Annotated in this window: 17 protein-coding genes; 2 read left to right on the forward strand and 15 right to left on the reverse strand. The window is 36.9% G+C overall.

All coding sequences use genetic code 11. The features are described 5' to 3' along the window. Positions 1-3: 3 nt before the first annotated feature. The 10 genes from flgL to AXY_RS09645 form a co-directional block, all read right to left on the reverse strand. Positions 4-921, reverse strand: coding sequence for a flagellar hook-associated protein FlgL (flgL, locus tag AXY_RS09600; protein WP_015010611.1), 918 nt, complete (start codon positions 919-921; stop codon positions 4-6). 9 nt (positions 922-930) lie between these two features. Further along, positions 931-2,448 carry a flagellar hook-associated protein FlgK gene (gene flgK / locus AXY_RS09605; protein ID WP_015010612.1) on the reverse strand — a complete coding sequence of 506 codons (1,518 nt, stop codon included), beginning with the start codon at positions 2,446-2,448 and terminating at the stop codon, positions 931-933. 11 nt (positions 2,449-2,459) lie between these two features. Continuing rightward, the gene (locus AXY_RS09610; protein WP_015010613.1) at positions 2,460-2,954 is read right to left on the reverse strand and encodes a flagellar protein FlgN; all 495 of its coding nucleotides are present in this window, start codon (positions 2,952-2,954) and stop codon (positions 2,460-2,462) included. 74 nt (positions 2,955-3,028) lie between these two features. After that, the gene (gene flgM, locus AXY_RS09615) at positions 3,029-3,298 is read right to left on the reverse strand and encodes a flagellar biosynthesis anti-sigma factor FlgM (RefSeq protein ID WP_015010614.1); all 270 of its coding nucleotides are present in this window, start codon (positions 3,296-3,298) and stop codon (positions 3,029-3,031) included. 59 nt (positions 3,299-3,357) lie between these two features. Continuing rightward, positions 3,358-3,789 carry a TIGR03826 family flagellar region protein gene (locus tag AXY_RS09620; protein ID WP_015010615.1) on the reverse strand — a complete coding sequence of 144 codons (432 nt, stop codon included), beginning with the start codon at positions 3,787-3,789 and terminating at the stop codon, positions 3,358-3,360. Between the two features lie 79 nt (positions 3,790-3,868). After that, the gene (locus AXY_RS09625) at positions 3,869-4,537 is read right to left on the reverse strand and encodes a ComF family protein (protein ID WP_041450167.1); all 669 of its coding nucleotides are present in this window, start codon (positions 4,535-4,537) and stop codon (positions 3,869-3,871) included. 23 nt (positions 4,538-4,560) lie between these two features. Further along, complete coding sequence (locus AXY_RS09630) at positions 4,561-5,901, reverse strand: DEAD/DEAH box helicase (protein WP_015010617.1); 1,341 nt, start codon at positions 5,899-5,901, stop codon at positions 4,561-4,563. A 118-nt stretch (positions 5,902-6,019) separates the two neighbouring features. Further along, positions 6,020-6,862: a DegV family protein gene (locus tag AXY_RS09635; RefSeq protein WP_015010618.1), complete on the reverse strand. Its 843-nt coding sequence runs from the start codon at positions 6,860-6,862 to the stop codon at positions 6,020-6,022. Between the two features lie 573 nt (positions 6,863-7,435). Further along, the gene (locus AXY_RS09640; RefSeq protein ID WP_015010619.1) at positions 7,436-8,110 is read right to left on the reverse strand and encodes a response regulator; all 675 of its coding nucleotides are present in this window, start codon (positions 8,108-8,110) and stop codon (positions 7,436-7,438) included. 213 nt (positions 8,111-8,323) lie between these two features. Beyond that, a complete protein-coding gene (locus tag AXY_RS09645) occupies positions 8,324-9,457 on the reverse strand; it encodes a sensor histidine kinase (protein ID WP_015010620.1) in 1,134 nt (377 codons plus the stop codon). Between the two features lie 186 nt (positions 9,458-9,643). On the opposite strand from AXY_RS09645, the gene AXY_RS09650 reads away from it, so the two are divergent. Then, positions 9,644-10,261: a YesL family protein gene (locus AXY_RS09650; protein ID WP_015010621.1), complete on the forward strand. Its 618-nt coding sequence runs from the start codon at positions 9,644-9,646 to the stop codon at positions 10,259-10,261. 35 nt (positions 10,262-10,296) lie between these two features. On the opposite strand, the gene AXY_RS09655 is transcribed toward AXY_RS09650, so the two are convergent. The 5 genes from AXY_RS09655 to AXY_RS09675 all read right to left on the reverse strand — a co-directional run bounded on the left by AXY_RS09655 (position 10,297) and on the right by AXY_RS09675 (position 16,116). Then, the gene (locus AXY_RS09655; protein ID WP_015010622.1) at positions 10,297-11,160 is read right to left on the reverse strand and encodes a carbohydrate ABC transporter permease; all 864 of its coding nucleotides are present in this window, start codon (positions 11,158-11,160) and stop codon (positions 10,297-10,299) included. Between the two features lie 15 nt (positions 11,161-11,175). Continuing rightward, complete coding sequence (locus tag AXY_RS09660; protein WP_015010623.1) at positions 11,176-12,054, reverse strand: carbohydrate ABC transporter permease; 879 nt, start codon at positions 12,052-12,054, stop codon at positions 11,176-11,178. A 93-nt stretch (positions 12,055-12,147) separates the two neighbouring features. Further along, on the reverse strand, positions 12,148-13,449 hold the full coding sequence (locus AXY_RS09665; RefSeq protein ID WP_015010624.1) for an extracellular solute-binding protein: 1,302 nt from the start codon (positions 13,447-13,449) through the stop codon (positions 12,148-12,150). Between the two features lie 104 nt (positions 13,450-13,553). Further along, positions 13,554-14,333 carry a response regulator transcription factor gene (locus AXY_RS09670; RefSeq protein ID WP_015010625.1) on the reverse strand — a complete coding sequence of 260 codons (780 nt, stop codon included), beginning with the start codon at positions 14,331-14,333 and terminating at the stop codon, positions 13,554-13,556. A 52-nt stretch (positions 14,334-14,385) separates the two neighbouring features. Further along, complete coding sequence (locus AXY_RS09675; protein ID WP_041450168.1) at positions 14,386-16,116, reverse strand: sensor histidine kinase; 1,731 nt, start codon at positions 16,114-16,116, stop codon at positions 14,386-14,388. A 205-nt stretch (positions 16,117-16,321) separates the two neighbouring features. Between AXY_RS09675 and AXY_RS09680 the strand changes: the two genes are divergently transcribed. Further along, positions 16,322-16,960: a YigZ family protein gene (locus AXY_RS09680; RefSeq protein WP_015010627.1), complete on the forward strand. Its 639-nt coding sequence runs from the start codon at positions 16,322-16,324 to the stop codon at positions 16,958-16,960. Positions 16,961-16,988 lie beyond the last annotated feature (28 nt).

A 16,988-nucleotide genomic window follows, 5' to 3' on the forward strand; every position in this document is an offset into this window, starting at 1 on the left:
AATTTATCTGAGAAAATCTAATAAAGTAGGTTGCATAACCCGTGCGCCTGCACTTAATGTTGCACGGTGGATTGATTCCTGCATCGTTAAATTCATAATAACTTCTGCAGTATCAGCATCTTCGTTATCTGACATCATTTGTTCTGCACTGACACTTTGATTTTTCAATCTATTTTCGATTAGTTCGACTCGGTTCATTCGTGCACCGATTTGGGCACGTTCTTGTAGTGTATTGTTTAAATGAGTTTCTAGCTTACCAATATGATTGTCTAAAGTAGAAGCCTCTACATCAGGATCGTTTAAATCATTGACAAGTGCTTGAAGATCATTGAATAAATCTTCTGAGAAGACACTTGATGGATCAGAGTTCACCTTGAATCGCACGCCTGCTGACACTTCAATTAATACATCATTTGTATTATTTGATACAACAAAAGTTCCATCATCTTGACGAATAAATGGTGGTGTTCTTTCACCAGTTAGCGGATCTACTTGACCTGTTGTATCGGTTCCGTTGAATAAATATTTATCATTCACACGAGTATTTGCTAAGTTAACCATTTGATCAATAAGCTGATCGATTTCTTTTGCAATATTCATTCGATCGTCTGTATCGTTTGTACCATTGGCTGCTTGAAGTGTTAGATCATTAATTCGGTGTAGCATTTCAGTCACTTCATGCATCGCTTCATCGGCGTTATTCAGCCAATTATTTACTTCACCTAAGTTTCGTTCATATTGTTTAATATTTGAAAGCTGTGAACGGTAATTCATCCCCTTCATCGCGACAACAGGGTCATCTGAAGGTTTAGTGATTTTTTTACCAGTTGAAAATTGATTCATATACTTGTTTAGATTTCCATAACTACTGCTAATGTTTTTTAACATGTTATTAGAAATCATACCTTGGGATATTCGCATTTATCTCGCCTACCTTCCGACTAAGCCCATATTATTAATAATTCGATCGAGCATTTCATCAACTGCAGTCATACTTCTAGCTGCAGCGTTATATGCGTGTTGGAATTTAATTAAATTACTGATTTCTTCATCGAGTGATACAGAGCTAACTGCCATTCGGTTTTCTTCAACTTGTTGACGTAGGACGTCACTATTATTTTGCATTCTGATTGATTCGGCAGCTCGGACACCTAATTCACCAATTAGCGATTGGTAAAAACTTTTCACAGATGTACGCGTCCCTAAGCCGACATCAAGGTCATTATAAACTTCAGCAAGATTAATCGCATTTGTACCATCACCGCTATAACCATCGATACTTGCAGCGATGAGATCTGGATCAGTCAAAATTGCTTCGTTAACAGCAATTGTTCCTAAAGGGTCGTTGACATCATAAACAAAGAAATCACCACCTGAATTACCGTATAAATCCGTTCCTTCTGCATGAACACGGTTAAATTCATCAACATAAGTGACCAACATTGTTTCTAAGTCAGCTTTCACATCATTATAATAACCACCTATTGTGGTGCCGTCGGTCTTAACATAACCATTCATTTCAAATAGTGCTTGTAATGTTCCATTTGATTGATAATCATGAGCTTCTATTGTTGTTGCTAAGTTAACATCTTCATGATCATTCGTAATCGTGATTTGGGTAATGTTATTATTATCATCTGCTTCAATCGCTATCTCGCTATGTGAACGTGATTCACCATCAACTAAATTAATTCGATCCGTTCCATTTCTTAATCTAACCGTCACAATTCCTTCTGCAATTGGACTCGGTTGGCCTGAACTCTTCGTATATGATACTTCGATATCAACCAATGTCGAAAGTTCATCGATTAATCGATCACGCTCATCATAAAGATCATTTGGTACGAGCCCGTGTGGCTCAATTCCAGCGATTTCATTATTAATGTTGGCAATTTGTCGGAGCATTGAGTTGATATCCACTTCTGTTACATCAATTTGATTTTTCAGATCATCTTGTACGTCTTGTAAAGATGATGAGAGGTAACGGTATGTTTCAACGACTGCCTCTGCTCTTTGTGCAACAACAGTTCTTGTTCCGGAGTGATCAGCACTACCGTTTAAATCCTGAAGACTGTTAAAGAAGTCTTCTAAAACAAATGCCAGACCTTCTTCTGTTGGTTCATTGAGTAAATTCTCCATTTGTCTGAGTGCATCTGCATTCGTTGAATAGTAACCAAATTTACTATTTTCTTTCCGATATTGTGTATCTAAAAATTGATCTCGAATTCGTTCAATTGAACCCGCTTCAACGCCACTTCCAACCCCAGATACGATACCACCTGGTTCGCGGCTTGCTGAGATGGAATTCATTTGGGCAAAGTTTACCCGTTGTCTCGTGTATCCAACTGTATTGGCATTGGAAATGTTATGTGATGTTGTATATAAGGCAGCTTGTTGTGCATTTAATGCTCGCTTTGCCATTTCTAATCCATGAAATGTTGATACCATTTATTATCCTCCTAAGCCTTCGAATCAAATGTTGATCGTTTCGATTGGGGATCATCTTGATTTCGTTTGTTACCATAGTTTACTTGTTCAATCGTTGGACTTAATAAATCTAAGTTCATCTGCACGAATTGCAGTGATTGTTCTGTCAGTTCTTGATTGAGATTCTCTTGTGCTTTTAAGTCAACTAAAACTTTTGCAAGCTCTGTTGAAACTTGTTCAAGCTGATCTCGTTCACGGTCATCTTCTACTTTCTCAAGTAACGTCGTGACATTTTTCTGATCATCAGTCAGTCCAAATTTAGCTGCCCACTGATCAACAGCTTTTAATCGTTCTTTTTCTAATTTATCAATGGCTTGAATATGCTTTTGTTCATTTTTTAAAATACGTTGAACCTCTTCAATGGCTCCTTTTTTTAACAGCTCTGTTTTAGTTAAGGACAATTGTAGTAAGCTTTGATGTACTTGAACAAGTCGTTCAAGCACTACTGTAATGTGGTCTATTGACATGAGGCCAAACGCTCCTTCTCTCACTCAGTCTAAAATTCAAAGTAGAGCCAACTTATCCAGCCGGCTCTAGTTGTTTAGTTTTTCCAAAAGGACAAAATTCCTTTAGCGACTTTATTAGGATCAACTTTATAAATACCAGACTCAACATCTGCTTTAATTGCTTCAACATATTGCGCACGAGCAGCGTGGACATCGCCTAACTCTTGCATTTTTTTTGCTTGGTCTGAAATATGCAACTGATCTGCTTTTACTTGTTTTTCCGTACGTGTTTGTGTGTATTTTTGTAGTTGCTTTTGGTAAGGGTTCACCCTAGGCTGATTTGAACCATGTATTTTCAAGACCATTCACCTCTTTCTCGATGCTTGCTTTTCTAATATATATATCGACTTAGTTCCTTGAATGTTTAACGATTTCTTTTTACTCTATCAATTGTATAGTATGTCCGAATTTTTTTCCGTTCTTCTTCTTCGTTTCGGGCATTGATCGCTTTTAACTCTTCTTGAAAAGTTAATTCATTCGCAATTTCATTTGAGCACTGATCACAGATCGTTCCGTCGACTATTTCAGCCCCACATCGTTCACATGGATAAGTTAAATTCGGGAACTGACTTGTACGTAAACGTTTCTCTTTGACAAACTTAATAATTAATGTTTCTTCTACGCCTGTTCCTTCAACAATTTCGGGAATTGTTGCTTCACGGTTTACTCTTTTCTTCATAAAATTATAAACCAATTGGAACTTCTCTTCTTCTATATTATAGCAATCCTGACAAATCGGACGAAGTGCTCGTACAAATAATTTGCCACATTGGAGACAGTTATCAAGTTCTGCCATCTTCGGTCCCACCTTTTCGTGAAAATTCTAGACTAATTATAACATATATATCGTCTAGACAAATTGTTTTTCAAGTCATTTAACGTGCCAATGTAAAACTTGCAATCTGCTTTATTCCGTTTTCTTTTAAGACCCTAGCAGCGTGATGAATCGTTGCACCAGTTGTGTAAATATCATCAATAATAATGACTGGTGAGGGACAAGCTTCTCCTATATATTGAAATGGATTATCCATTGATAAGCGTTGTTTACGATTTTTCTTCGCTTGTTTTTCACTTGTTGTTCGTTTAAGTAGTGGTGCGATTGGATATGGCAGTAATTGTGCTATTGCTTCCGCTTGATTAAAAGCGCGCGATGCCAGTCGTTGTTCACTTAATGGAATCGGTACGAGACGTGTATCCTTTGAATTTGATTTAAATTGTGTCGTAAAAACCTCTCTCATATCATGGCGAAAGACTTCAACTAATGCATAGTCACCACGATATTTGAATCGACTGATAAGATCTTTTAAAAAATGATTATACCGGTAAACAGCACGGTTTTTTGTTAATAAGCTTTGCTGTTTCCAGCGATCGCAATCTAAACATTTTACTTGGTCATCTCTACCACAATACTCACATTGTGGTTTGCCGATTTTATCTAGTTGCGCTGAACAGCTTCGGCAAATCGGCACTTGCTGTCGTAAGTTAAAAATCGTTGACCATGTAAGATCAGCTTCAATAAATTGATGACAAATCAGACAATTCATCTTCATCCTCCTTGATTAATAACTTAAAATCCTGCGCGTTGATTCATTTGCTTAATCGCTAAAATACTTGCTTTAATCGCTCGTGTGTAACCGTCATGGATAAATACAACTTCACCTGTTGGATCATCAGGACTTCGACCGGCACGTCCAGCAATTTGAACAAGTGCTGCTTCGTCGAAGACATCATGACCTGCATCTATAACAGCGACATCAACAGATGGAAAGGTTACCCCTCGTTCTAGAATTGTTGTCGTAAGTAAAATATCAATTTGCTTATTCCGAAATTGCTGGACCTTGTCAATTCTGTCAGGGTCTTCAGCATGAACTGAAGCAATTATTTTGTCTGGGAGTTTTTTTATAACTAGTGGGCGTAATTGTTCTGCTTGATTAATGGTTGGTGTGAAAATAAGTAGTTGTCTTGATTTGTTTTGGCGATTGTGATACCAGCGCCAAAAACGGTGAGGTAATTCTGTTTTAGGAATTTTATATTGGATCATGGATTTCGGAACAGGTAATGGATGTCCGTGATAGCGAACTGGGACGAAGACAGTTGGTGGTTTGCGCTTTAAAAGATCATCCCTTGGCGTTGCTGTTAAGTAGACAATCGTCGCAGCTTGTTTCGTCGATCGCCTTGTTGCAAATGGCAAGCTAGGGTCAGCATGATAAGGAAAAGCATCAATTTCATCAATAATCAATAGATCAAAAGCTGCTTCATAGCGTAATAATTGGTGGGTTGTCGCAAGTGTTAGTTGTGCGGTTTGGTGATTTTGGCCACTACCACCATATAGACCGGTAATTGTCGTAGTCGGAAAAGCTTGTTTAAATCGTGGTAGTAGTTCACGAATAACATCGGCACGAGGTGAAGTAAGACAAATCCTTTTACCCTCGGTAATCGCTAAAGCGATTCCTTCAAAGAGCATCTCTGTTTTTCCAGCGCCGCAAACGGCATGTATAAGTAACTCAGCTTGTTTGTTTTGAATTGCTTCAATCATTCGATTTGAAGCATGGCGTTGTTTTTCGGCTAGTTTGCCTTGCCAAGCTAGAGGAGATTGACTTGGAATTTCCCAATTTGGTGCTTGTCCTGACCACCTATATAATGGGGTGCATACCATTATCCTTCCCATTTGTATACACTTTCGGCAGTATGGATGTGTTTTTTGACAATTTGCACAAGGGATCATTCCGAAGAGATGTTTCGTTGTATTGTTACAACGAAGACAGCGGTAGCTAAAGTGGTGTTTGACGATTGGGGTTATTGGAGTGAGTTGATTTGATTCAATCAGTTGGTTAAATTCATACTCAGATAAATTGAGTTCATCACGAAGTAAAAGCCGACCAGCAAAACGATTGGCAGATTCGTTCAAATTTAGTCCTCCTTTTTAGATCATGGGAAAAATTAATTATTGAGGATAGCAAATTCATGAGGCGAAATTTCACAAAAAACTATCTAACTCCACCACAATTGCAGTGGAGTTATAGAAATTATTCAAAGTACCAGCCGATTCCTAATGAACCTTCTCCTAGGTGTGTACCAATTACAGCGCCAAAATAACTTGTTTCAATCGTTGCATTTGGGAAGCGTGATCGTAAATCTTCAGCAACTCTTTCACCAAGTTCAGGCGCATTTGCATCAATAACTGTTGCACGAATCGCTCTTCCTGTTTTGGCATCCTCTTCAAACATTTCAACAATGCGTTTAATTGCTTTTTTCTGCGTCCGGATTTTTTCAAATGGGACGATTTTTGTTTCGTGGAAATGTAAAATCGGCTTAACTTGAAGCATACTTCCAACAAGTGCTTGTGTACCACTTAGTCGTCCTCCGCGGTGAAGATGTTGCAGATCATCAACGACGAAATAAGCACGCATTGATTGCTTCATCTCATTTAAGCGCGCGATAATTTCTTCTGGTGACTTACCTTCCTCGACCATTTTTGCTGCTTCAATCACGTAAAAGCCTTGAGGCATACAGCTAATCTCAGAATCAAACGGATAAACTTTAATGTCTTCAACCATATTTCCTGCTGTTTGCATTGTATTGAATGTTCCACTTATTCCACTTGATAAGTGAATTGCGATCGCCGCATCATAATTTTCGGCGAGCTCAGTCAGTTTATCTGTTATATAACCAATGGAAGGTTGTGAGGTTTTTGGTAATTCTTTTGAATCACGTACAAGTGTATAGAATTCATCTGCACTTAATTCAGTTTCTTCTTCATATGATTTGTTGCCAAAAGTTACACTTAACGGGACGACAATAATATTATACTTCTCTCGAATTTCTAATGGAATATAAGATGTACTATCAGTTATGATTGCTACTTTCATGTTTTAGAACCTAACCTTCCTTTTTAATATATCTGAATGAATTTCATAATGACTTAATTGGCTATAAAACACGAACAATTGGGTTACAGGTGACGCGGTGATTTCCACTCTAGGCGGACGCTTTCGGGCCTACAGGATGTAGGTCATGCAAGCGTCGTCACACGACGTGACGGTTTTAGCTTGCCTTCGTTAAACTCAGCTAATTGATAAAAGCTTTCCAAGCTTTTATCACTGGATCTTCGGACACGATTGTTCCCGCTGGAGTCGCCGCCTGCCGTTCTAATCACTTGATTAGGCTTCTTTATTTACGTATGATATTGTATTTTCATTTGTAATTGTTCGTGTTCTTAACTAGATTTTGTATTATGAAATTGACTCATCTAAATAAATTTAACTTTATCTAACCTTCATAGACAAAACAAACTTACTTCTATTCTATCGGAATGCACTTTGAAATCATAGTCCTTTCACAAACTATTTTCAAGTAGGGAAATATTCCCTTTTAAAGATCGAAAAAAAAACAATCTAGCGGTAAACCAATACTAGATTGTTTCATTTAAGTATATATAAACATTATAAAACTTCAACCCAACCATTGCGAATCGCTGTTACAACAGCTTGAGTCCGATCGTTAACGTTCATTTTCTGCAAAATGTTGCTGACGTGATTTTTTACTGTTTTTTCACTTATAAATAAGTGTTCAGAAATTGCTCGGTTACTCTTACCATCAGCTAATAGTTGGAGAACTTCACATTCGCGACGCGTTAGCAAATGTAATGGCTTACGATATTCTATGTCCTCAATACTTCCAGATTGCACTTTACTTAGTCTTTGGAATTCCTTAACTAAGTTATGTGTCACTTTCGGATGTAAGTATGAACCGCCTTCACTGACGATTTTAATTGCTTCAATAAGTGCTTCTGAATCCATTTCTTTTAGAAGATAGCCGTTTGCTCCAGATTTAAGTGCGTGTGTCACATAGTTCTCATCATCGTGAATTGATAAGATAATCACACGTACATCAGGATACTTAGCGAAAATACGTTTTGTTGCTTGGACGCCATCAACATTTGGCATGTTAATATCCATTAAGACAACATCTGGTTGATACTGTTCAACGAGCGCTAAGGCTTGATCACCATCATCACCTTCTGCTACAACTTCAAAGCAATCTTCGAAGTCTAAAATTCTCTTAACCCCTTCTCTAAATAAAACATGATCATCGATAATAACTATTCTTTTAGTCATTTCTACTCCTCCATTTGCTTTCTAGACAGAAAAATTCGAACAACCTCCTAAATCAAAATTATAGCATAAAGTTGTGAACAAAGTATGGATTTCTAAACAGATTTAAGAAGATGTAAAAAACATGACTATCCGGCATATATTTATCCTCATTATTTAGATCGGTTTAATTATACAAGATTTTACTAAATAAAACTTTTTTATTACCAATTTGTATTAATCTTTTAATGGAATTTTAACATACACAGTCGTTCCTTGCCCGATTTGTGATTTAATTGAAAATTCACCGTCTAACATCTCAACGCGTTCACGCATGCCTATCAGTCCAAAGGAATTTTCCTTTTTACTCTCGAGGTCAAACCCGATCCCATCATCTCTAATTAAGAGGAAAATTTGATTTTTTTCGATTCTAAAATTAACATGAATATTTTTTGGTGCTCCATGCTTGACGGCATTTTGGATGGATTCTTGAATCAGACGGAATAATGCGACTTCATACTTTGAATCAAACCGACCTTGGATACCTTGCTCGGACAAACTGATATTTATTTGATGATAGTCTTCAACGTTCGCTAAGTACTTTCGAATTGTCGGAATCAGACCTAAATCGTCTAGTGCCATTGGACGTAAATCATAAATAATCCGACGGACCTCTTGTAATGAATCTCTTACCATTAGGCGCATATTTTTCATTTCCACTAAAGCTTCTTCACCACTTCGTTCTCTGAAGGTTCGTTCAACTAAATCTGCCCTAAGTAAAATATTTGCAAGCATTTGTGCAGGGCCATCATGTATTTCACGGGAAATCCGCTTACGTTCTTCTTCTTGTGCCTCAATAATTTTTAGCCCAAATGATTGTTTCTGATTGGCATTATCAATCAGATCACTGATCTGTTTAAAATCGTTATTTAAATAATTTGAAATCACGGATACTTTGGAAACGAGTGCAGTACCTTTTTCAATCATTTGTTCTAATGATTTAAGCCGGCGCTCAATAAAGTCCCGCTTCTGTCTTAAAGTAATTTCACGCTCGCGGACCATTTTTAGCTTTGTTTGAATCTCGTGGGCAGTCTCATATACTTCTTTAATTTGCTCTTCTGAGTAAATATTAAAGTTCTTACTCACTTGAGCAAGACGATTTCGATAGAGTCGCTCCTTCCGCTCAAGCTCATCCCCTTCTACAATTAAGTATTCAATTGCTTTTCGTGTCTGTTCTATTTCATCACTTAATAATTTATGTTCTTCTCTTGATGACTCTGTTAATTGATAAATCTCATCTTTACTTTTATCGACAACTTCAAGCATACCATCAATTATTTTGTCAAAAGATTTTTCATTTAATTGTTTCATTTTTTAGCTCCTATAACTAGCTGATTGTTACTTGTATAATAGCATATCTTGTAATGAAATTTGGTCAATTATGTTTTGTAATCTAAAAAATATAGAAGATTCTCCAAATGATGATTCCTTGTGAAAACTAAAATGTAAGCGTTATAATAGAAGTAGACTTTCATATTGTATCTCAAGGAGGTAGCGATGACTCATTATTTATATAAAATAACGGTCTGGATTTCACGTCTAGCAATTTTAAATTTACTTTGGCTTGGCTTTAGTTTGCTTGGACTCATTGTCTTTGGCTTTTTCCCAGCAACAGTCGCCATGTTCGCTGTATTACGAAGTTGGTTACGTGGTGAGGATGATCGACCGATTTTCCAGACATATTGGCGCGCATATAAAGCGGAGTTCTTAGCTGCGAATGGTTACGGCATATTAATCAGTATTCTTGGCTTTATTGTTTATTTAAATTTAATATTTATGTCCGTTAATCAAAGTGGCTCGATGTTACTTTTACACATTCCTTTATATACGTTTTTAATATTTTCTGCTTTAACGTTACTTTATTTATTCCCCACTTATGTTCATTATGATTTAGGCTTCTTTCAAATCATTAAGCAAGCATTTTTAATTATGATGATCCAACCGATTCAAACAGTGATGATGATCGCAGGCATCGCGGCATCAGCTGTTGTTATGTACTACATTCCTGGTCTATCTTTTTTCTTTGGTGGTTCATTTATTGCACTTCTAATTATGGCGACCTGTTATCACAGCTTTCAAACCATTGAAAAAAAACAACAATCCCGTTCAACGTAAAAACTGAACGGGATTTTATTTTTAGGGAAAAATGATTAACCTTTCACAGCACCTGCTGTTAAACCTTCTACAATTCGATTACTTAAGAAGAAGAAGGCAATTAGAATTGGAATGATACTAATCATTAGTGTCGCACCAATTGCGCCCCAATCTGTCACATATTGACCGATAAAGTTTTGAATTCCAACTGTTAACGTCTTATAACGATCAGAACTAATAAACGTATTAACAAAAATAAACTCATTCCAGTTATAGATCATATTAATAATGACAGTTGTCACCATCACTGGTGTCGTCATCGGTAATGTAATTTGGAAGAATAACCGGTGAATTGAACAACCATCCATAATCGCCGCTTCTTCAATTTCACGTGATAATGAATTGTAAAAACCACTTAAAATCATGATCGTGAGCGGTAAGTTATATGCCGTATATGACAAAATAATTGACAATGGATGATCAATTAAATCTAACCGGAGATAAAATTGAAACAGCGGTACAAGTGTTGAGTGAATCGGTATCATATAACCGATCATAAATAACAACAGCACGAACCGACTTAATTTCCAACGCATCCGAGTAATTGCAAAGGTAACAAAACTAGCAAGCAATACCGTTAAAATAACAGCAGTGATCGTGACAAAAACACTATTAAAGAAATATTGACCAATATTCCCATCATTCCACACTCGCACATAGTTTTCCCAGCGCCATTGTTCTGGTAAAGCGAAAGGGGAGCCACCAAAGATTTCGACGTTTCCTTTTAATGAGAAGAAAAATAGCCAAACTAATGGATAGATTTGCACGATTGCGATAATAGCTAAAACTACATAAAGTAATGTTAAACCTATTCGTCGCAAGCCTTGATAATCATTCTTGGTCTTTGTTAAAGTTGACATCAGCATCCCCCTCCCTTAATACTCATAATCTTCAGCTGATTTAGTAAGTTGCTGGACAATCACGGTAATGAATAGTGCAAGGACTAATAACGCAAAGCCAATCGCACTACCGTAACCGGCATTATAGTTTCTAAATGCTTCTTTATACATGTACGAGGCAATAACTTCACTCGCACCATTCGGCCCCCCACCGGTCATTACCCAAATTAAGTCGAAGTACTTTAATGAACCAACAATGGCTAAAATCAGCGTTGTCTTAATTACTCCAGATATTAATGGAACTTTAATTTTCAACGCAATTTGAATTGGATTAGCTCCATCAATTCGAGCCGCTTCAATCAGCTCATTTGGAATACCTTTAAGTGCAGAGCTATAAATAATAATATAGAATCCTGCATATTGCCAAATGACCGCGAAGATAATCGCAATTAATACTGTATCTCGCGTTGCTAACCAAGCTGGTGGGTTATCGACACCAAACATTGTTAATAAACTATTTAACATCCCATTATTAGGGTCATAGATTTTAATCCAAAGCTGCGCTATCGCAACAGATGATAACAGCATCGGAATTAAATAAATCTTTCGTAACGTATCAGAACCTTTAATCTTTCCAGATAAAATTAATGAAATCGTTAAATAACCAATTAAAGCAAGCGAAGAAATTAACGCTAAAATAAAGGAATTTCGCGCACTATACCAAAATGCATCATCCTTTATCAGGTTCGCGTAATTCTCTAGTCCAATAAAGGACATTTCTCCAATACCGTCCCAATCCATCATTCCATAATAACCGGTTAAGAAAATTGGTACATAAACTAAGATTGCGATTAGGAGGAATGCTGGCAAGACGTAAAGTGCTATGGCCTTTTTGTTTGACATGACTTTATTCATGATAGACTGCTCCTTCCGTTCGATCAAATAGGGCTTAGAATATTAAAGGGGCATAACGATTTGTATGCCCCTGAACATTCATTTTTCTATAGTTTACTCTTCGCTAGCTAGGGCTTCTTCATGTTTTGCAGCAAACTCTTCAGGTGTGACTTCCCCGCCATAAATAGCCTGAATCATATTTAAGTGAACGTCTGCAGCAGCCGCACTCATTTGTACGTCAGCATAAAGCGTTAAGTTAGTCGCTTCATTTAAGTCATTTAAAATGTCGATGTACATTTGTGGTAATTCAACACCATCTGTATTAACCACAGTTGCAGGGATAACACCTGCTTGTTCTACAGCCATTTGACCCCAGCGCTCAACAAAGAATTCAACAAATGCTAAAGCTTGCTCTTTCACATCAGAATCTTCTGCTACGAACAAACCAACACCTGGTCCACCTACGAAACTATCAATATCTCCTTCTCCACCCTCATAAACTGGGAACTTGAAGTAATCAATAGAATCTCTAAATTCTTGTGGGTTATCCTCATTTGTCGTCCACTCAGGTAAATCCCAAGTACCCATTAAATACATCGCTGCTTGTTCATTAATAAAGTAACCCTTAGCCTCATCATTTCCTAAACCGTTATATCCATTAATAAATGCACCTAAATCAACAAGCTCTTGGATCTCAGCCGCAGCTTGAATTAAAGCTGGGTCTTCAAATGATCCTGAACGGTTAATTGCATTATTAAGTGCCGCTGGACCACCAATACGGTCAGCTAAATACATATACCACATTGAACCTGTCCACGCATCACGGTTTCCTACCGTAATTGGTGTTACACCTGCATCAACAAGTTTTGTTACTACATCTTTAAAATCATCCCATGTTTCTGGAACGCTTACACCAACTTCATCGAAGATCGCTTTATTATAGTAGATTGGTGCAATGTTTAACTCTAATGGTAAACCATAAGTAACTCCGTCAACTGCGTATGCTTCTGTTGTACCAGGAATGAAATCATCTGAAATGATATCATCTAATGGTGCAAACATTTTACCAGTGACGTACGGCTCCAAGAATCCACCAGCCCATGTCATCCCGACATCTGGTAATTCATTTGAAGCACCAATAACACTTAGCTTCTCTTTGTACTGCTCGTTCGAATAAACATCAATCTCAATCGTTACATTCGAATGTTTTTCCTCAAATTCATCAACAATTTCTTGAACGATAAGATTATGCTGACGAGAAGTACCTTCTGGCCATAAGTGCATAAATTCAATGACAACATCCTCATCACTGCTGCCACCTGTTCCTGCTTCCTTGTCAGAATCACCACAAGCAACAAGAACGCTTACTAACAAAATACCTAAAACTAACATTAGTAAAGAACGTCTTTTTAACATTACCTTACCCCCTAAATAGATTGGTATTTCAACTTACAACAATAGTCTATCATGTGATAAATTATTGGGTAAGGTCACTGTCTTTGGAAAAAATACCACTATTATTAGAAAGCGTTTTCATTTACTTTTCTAAACATACTTGGCGTCATGTTGACATGATCCTTAAAGACTCTGTTGAAGTATTTGGCTGTATTATAACCAACTGATTCAGCGACTTCAGTAATATTTAAATCTGTTGTCAGTAACAGCTGTTTTGCTCGCTGAATCCTGACTTTCGTTAAATAATCAGTAAATGACATGCCTAACTCTTCTTTAAATAACGTACTTAAATAACTAGGGTTTAAATGAACATGATCAGCGACTTCTTTTAAAGTAACATCTTCGCAATAATGCTGATCGATATAGGAAACAGCTTGTTTAATTGATCTGGTGTATAATTCTCTTTTTTTCAGATCAATTAAATCATCATCGATCATCTTTTCGATCACTTTTGATTTGTCCATTTCCTCTTGACGCTTTAATGCTTCTTCAACTGCTTCAATGAGCTTTGTCTTACCAATTGGTTTCAACAAGTAATTGACAACACCATATCGCAGCGCTTGTTGCGCATACTCGAACTCTGAATATGCTGAAATAATAATAAACATAGGCTGCTTTTTTTGCTTTTTTAAAATTTCTATTAATTTTAACCCTGTCATTTTCGGCATTCTAATGTCTGTAATTAATAGATCAACAGATCGAATCGATAGATAGTCGATCGCTTTTTGCGCATTATCTAAGCAAGTGATCTCATATTGACCTTCTGACCATTTTTCTAAAGTTCGCTTTAAGCCTTCACGTGTCCTAGGTTCATCATCAACAATTAATATTCGCTTTGTTTTCATTTAATATCTTCCCTTTCCTAGGCAAAATATTGATATTTACTATCTTAGTTTTTTACTTGATTATCGGTATTTTGAATTGAACTAATGTACCTTTACTTTCTTCACTTGATATGCTAATTCCTTCAACTTGTTCTGGATTATAGTAAAGTTGTAGTCTGCGTTCAACATTGGCAAGTGCCATACCATCGCCAGAAATTTGCACACCACTTTTTCGATTAATTTTCTGATAGATTCGCTCGATTTTTTCTTTCGACATCCCTTTACCATTATCAGCTACTGTAATGATCATCGCTTGATTGTCATCAGTTGCTTCAACAGAAAGGGTAATCAAGCCATTTTTGATTTGATCACTAAGACCATGTAAGACGGCATTTTCAATTAATGGCTGAATAATCAATTTAGGTAAAAGATTATCTAGTAATTCCGGATCAATCTTGATGCAATACGTCAGCCTTTCATCAAAGCGCATCTTCATAATCATCATATATTGCTTAATATGTTCAAGCTCTTCTCTTAAAGTAACCCATTCATCTTCCTTCGGTGGTGTGATCGTATACCGGAATAAATTCGACATACTAATCACCATCTCAGCAAGATCATCCTCACCCTTTTCATCTAGTGACCAATAGAGTAAATCAAGTGTATTAAAGAGAAAGTGTGGGTTAATCTGTGCTTGAAGCGCTTTTAATTCGGTTCTGCTTTTGATCAATTCTTTTTCATACACCATTTGAATTAAGTAATTGGTTTGTTCCGCTAATTGATTATATGTGTTATTCAGCTCATTTATCTCATTTGGCGCGATACTTGCTGGGCTTAATGTCAACGTTCCCTTACCTGCTTGACGCATCGTATCTGTTAATCTATTAATTGGCTTCGTAATATACGTAGATAAGAATAATGAAAAAATTAAGAAAATAATAAATCCAATCAAACCTGCAATTGCAATAATCGTTCGTAAGACTGGTAAGCCTTCTGTTAAACGACTAATTGGCGTCAGCATAATTACTGTCCAGCCCGTCTCGCGAGATGTTTCACTATTACGGATATAATTGTCTTCGTTTATTTTAAGCATTTGATTGTCATCAATTAATCCTTCAAATTTAGCAAACTCACTATAATTTGTTGAGACGACCTGATTTTGATGATCCAAGACGATCATTAATTGATCCTCTGCCCCAACCCCTGTATGTGTTTGAAAATAGCTTTTGTTAATTCGGGCGAGTAAATAACCACCATTCTCAAAGTTATCACTCATTAAACTAATCCGCCTCACAACTAAAAAGTAATCCGGATTAAGTCGGTCATCACCAATCCAAATCATCTTCCCACGCGCTTGCTCGGCTTTTTTTATGTATTCGGTTCCAATTTGTTCAACTAATCCAGGCCCATCAAGTGGCGTGAGCTTGTCATAGTCAGAATCAAAAATTTCAGTAATATAGATCCCATCTGCATTAGCTTGTAAACGACTCGTTAATGTTACCAAGTCCTGCCGTTCTTGAAATGTCGCTGGAATACCATTGCGTTCATTAAGCAAAATCGACTGCAGCTGATCATTTGTTGCAATTTGCTTCGTAATTAAATTGAGTTGCTCATATAATGAATCATAACGGCCAATCGCTTCTTTTGCCGTCTGCTGCACATGAGCTTCAGCATTCTCCCGTAGCATTTGAGCGACTTGATTAAAGATAAAATAACTCACAGTAGCAAGCACAATTAAAAGAACAATTAAATAGACCGCTAGAATTTGATTTCTTAGTGTATTCCATCGTTGAAAAAACTTCACGGGATCACTCCCCTTTTTTACTAGTTTTTCAGAGATTTTAATCATTTCGCAACATAAATGAGATCTGAATCGTCTATGATCATAGATAACTTAATTCCATCATAGCAAGACGTGAAATTTTTGTCTATGCACTGATTATTTAGATGTAGACTGCTTTACCTTCAATGTTTAACTGCTTATAATGTAATAGATAGGAGGTTTTTTCGTGTTAGATACATATTTAACAGTTCAATTACAAGGACAAGCAGAACTCATTATCCAAAAATCCCGCTTTATTGGTCATATAAAGCGCACAGAGACTGAAGAAGAAGCTCAAGCATTTATTAAACAAGTTAAAAAAGAGCACAGCCAAGCAACTCACAACTGTTCAGCATATTTAATTGGCGAGCATGATCAGATTCAGAAAGCCAATGATGATGGTGAGCCAAGTGGTACAGCTGGAGTGCCAATGCTAGAAGTACTAAAGAAAAATCATTTAAAAGATACAACCGTTGTCGTGACACGTTATTTTGGTGGCATCAAGCTTGGAGCAGGTGGTTTAATTCGGGCATACTCTAAAGCAACATCTGAAACCCTAAAAGCTACAGGTATCGTTAAACGCCAGCTCGTTAAAAACATCGCCATCACCGTCGATTATCCTTTGCTAGGAAAAATTGAAAACGAACTACGACAAGAGGATCATCTCATCACAGGAATTGATTATTTAGAGCATGTCACAGTTAATGTCGCTGTTCCAGTCGATCAAGTTGAGACCTTTACAAATTGGATCGTCGACTTAACGAGCGACCAAGCAAAAATCGAACAAGATAGCGATCAGTACATTGAAATTCCTTACCATCCTTAAGCAAACTATTATTTTGTTAGGAGGCCTA

This window comes from Amphibacillus xylanus NBRC 15112 (assembly GCF_000307165.1).
Classification (GTDB): domain Bacteria; phylum Bacillota; class Bacilli; order Bacillales; family Amphibacillaceae; genus Amphibacillus; species Amphibacillus xylanus.

Coding starts and splice junctions, on each gene's coding strand:
- AXY_RS09645 (WP_015010620.1), bottom strand. CDS start 9,457: ATGAAACAATTAAATGAAAAATCTTTTGACAAAATAATTGATGGTATG.
- AXY_RS09640 (WP_015010619.1), bottom strand. CDS start 8,110: ATGACTAAAAGAATAGTTATTATCGATGATCATGTTTTATTTAGAGAA.
- flgM (WP_015010614.1), bottom strand. CDS start 3,298: ATGGTCTTGAAAATACATGGTTCAAATCAGCCTAGGGTGAACCCTTAC.
- AXY_RS09660 (WP_015010623.1), bottom strand. CDS start 12,054: ATGAATAAAGTCATGTCAAACAAAAAGGCCATAGCACTTTACGTCTTG.
- AXY_RS09625 (WP_041450167.1), bottom strand. CDS start 4,537: ATGAATTGTCTGATTTGTCATCAATTTATTGAAGCTGATCTTACATGG.
- flgK (WP_015010612.1), bottom strand. CDS start 2,448: ATGGTATCAACATTTCATGGATTAGAAATGGCAAAGCGAGCATTAAAT.
- AXY_RS09610 (WP_015010613.1), bottom strand. CDS start 2,954: ATGTCAATAGACCACATTACAGTAGTGCTTGAACGACTTGTTCAAGTA.
- AXY_RS09665 (WP_015010624.1), bottom strand. CDS start 13,449: ATGTTAAAAAGACGTTCTTTACTAATGTTAGTTTTAGGTATTTTGTTA.
- AXY_RS09620 (WP_015010615.1), bottom strand. CDS start 3,789: ATGGCAGAACTTGATAACTGTCTCCAATGTGGCAAATTATTTGTACGA.
- AXY_RS09635 (WP_015010618.1), bottom strand. CDS start 6,862: ATGAAAGTAGCAATCATAACTGATAGTACATCTTATATTCCATTAGAA.
- flgL (WP_015010611.1), bottom strand. CDS start 921: ATGCGAATATCCCAAGGTATGATTTCTAATAACATGTTAAAAAACATT.
- AXY_RS09655 (WP_015010622.1), bottom strand. CDS start 11,160: ATGTCAACTTTAACAAAGACCAAGAATGATTATCAAGGCTTGCGACGA.
- AXY_RS09650 (WP_015010621.1), top strand. CDS start 9,644: ATGACTCATTATTTATATAAAATAACGGTCTGGATTTCACGTCTAGCA.
- AXY_RS09670 (WP_015010625.1), bottom strand. CDS start 14,333: ATGAAAACAAAGCGAATATTAATTGTTGATGATGAACCTAGGACACGT.